The sequence below is a fragment of the Methylobacterium sp. WL103 genome (assembly GCF_008039885.1).
In the GTDB taxonomy this organism is placed as follows: Bacteria; Pseudomonadota; Alphaproteobacteria; order Rhizobiales; family Beijerinckiaceae; genus Methylobacterium; species Methylobacterium cerastii.
The window spans coordinates 1-1,640 of the sequence record NZ_VRUX01000778.1 but is presented as its reverse complement, the minus strand read 5'-3'; the positions used below and the strand labels follow the sequence as shown (position 1 = coordinate 1,640).

General features: G+C 74.5%; 1 pseudogene. It reads right to left on the bottom strand.

From position 1 onward, the window contains the following. Positions 1-1,640, bottom strand: a pseudogene (locus tag FV222_RS25320) (bifunctional [glutamine synthetase] adenylyltransferase/[glutamine synthetase]-adenylyl-L-tyrosine phosphorylase); the annotation flags it as partial.

Sequence of the window (1,640 nt, the reverse complement as noted above, 5' to 3'; positions counted from 1 at the left end):
GCGCCGTCCCGTCCGCGCCGACGAGGCGCTGCCAGTGATGCACGGCATCGAACAGGCGATAGGCGGCGGCGAGGCGCCCGGCGGTGTCGACGGGAAGCACTCCGCTCGCGCCGGCCTGCTCCAGCACCGCGTCGGCGGTGGCGCCGACGAGCGCCGGCTGCTCGTGCGCATGGCCGAGCACCAGGGCCTGGGCGAGGAACTCGAGGTCGAGCAGGGCGCCCGGCGCCATCTTGAGGTCGAGCGGCCCGCGATGGCCCTTCTCGCGCGCGACCAGCCCGCGCATGTCCCGCGCCGCCCGGCACACCGCACCGGCGTCGCGGACCTGCGCCACCGTCTCGCGGATACCGGCTTCGATCTCGGCGCCGAGGCCCGGGTCGCCCGCGATCACCCGCGCCCGGGTCAGCACCATGTGCTCCCAGACCTCGGCCTCGCTCCGGTGGTAGGCAAGGAAGCCGCGGACCTGCACCGCCGTCGGGCTGTGCTCGCCGCCGGGCCGCAGGCGGAGGTCCACGGCGTAGAGACCACCGCGGCGGGTCTGGACCGTCAGCGCCGCGTAGAGCCGTTGTGCGAGGCGGTTGTAGGCCACCACCGCGTCGATCGCCCGCCGTCCCGTCGTGGTCCGGTCCTCGGGGTCGAAGTCGTAGACGATCACGAGGTCGAGGTCGGACTCCGCCGTGAGCTGACGCGAGCCGAGGCGGCCGACGGCGAGGATCGCGCAGCGCCCCTTCGGCACGGCGCCGTATTCCGCGGCGAAGACGCGCTCGACCGCTGCGAGGCTCGCAGTGACCGCAGCTTCGGCGATCGTCGAATAGGCCTCGCCGGCCTGGGCCGCCGACAGGATGCCCGAGAGCAGGCGCGCGCCGGTGACGAAGCGCAGTTGCCGGGCGGCGTCGCGGCTGCGGTCGAGGAAGGTCTCGTGGTCAGCCGGGCTGCCGACCAGCGCCGCGTACTGCGCGGCGACCGCGGCTGGATCGGTCGTCGGCGCGACGAAGTCCGGGTCGAGCACCGCGTCGAGCACGTGCGGGCCGGTCCCGACGGTAGCGGCCAGCCGCGGCGCGGTGCCGAGGATGTCGGAGAACAGCAGGCGCAGGCGTTCGTGCGCCAGCAGGATCGTCAGGAGCTCGGACGCGTCCGGCATCCGGGCGAAGGCGTGGTCGAGGGTGTTGAGCGCCGCATCCGGCTCCGCGGTGCCGCCGAGCGCCTGGAGCAGGCTCGGCAGAAGCTCGGTCAGCACGGCGCGGGCGCGGGCGGTCCGCACCGCGGGCCGGCGCCCGAAATGCCAGCCGCGCACGGTCTCGACGGTACGGGCCGGATCGGTGAAGCCGAGGGCCGCCAAGGTCGCCAGCGTGGCGGGATCGTCCTCGCTGCCGCTGAAGACGAGGTCGCCGACCTCTGCCGACAGGCTCGGCGCGGTCTCGAACAGCAGGACGTAATGCGCCTGCACCCGGCCGGCATGGCGCAGGAGCGCCGCCTCGAACGCGGCGCGGGTCTCGAAGCCGCAGAACCGCGCGAAGGCTGCGAGGTCGTCGCCGTCGAGCGGCAGGCGCTGGGTCTGCTCGTCGCGCCGCATCTGCAGGCGATGCTCGATCGTGCGCAGGAACGCGTAGGCCGCGGCGAGCTCGTCGCGGCCTACGCGTTCC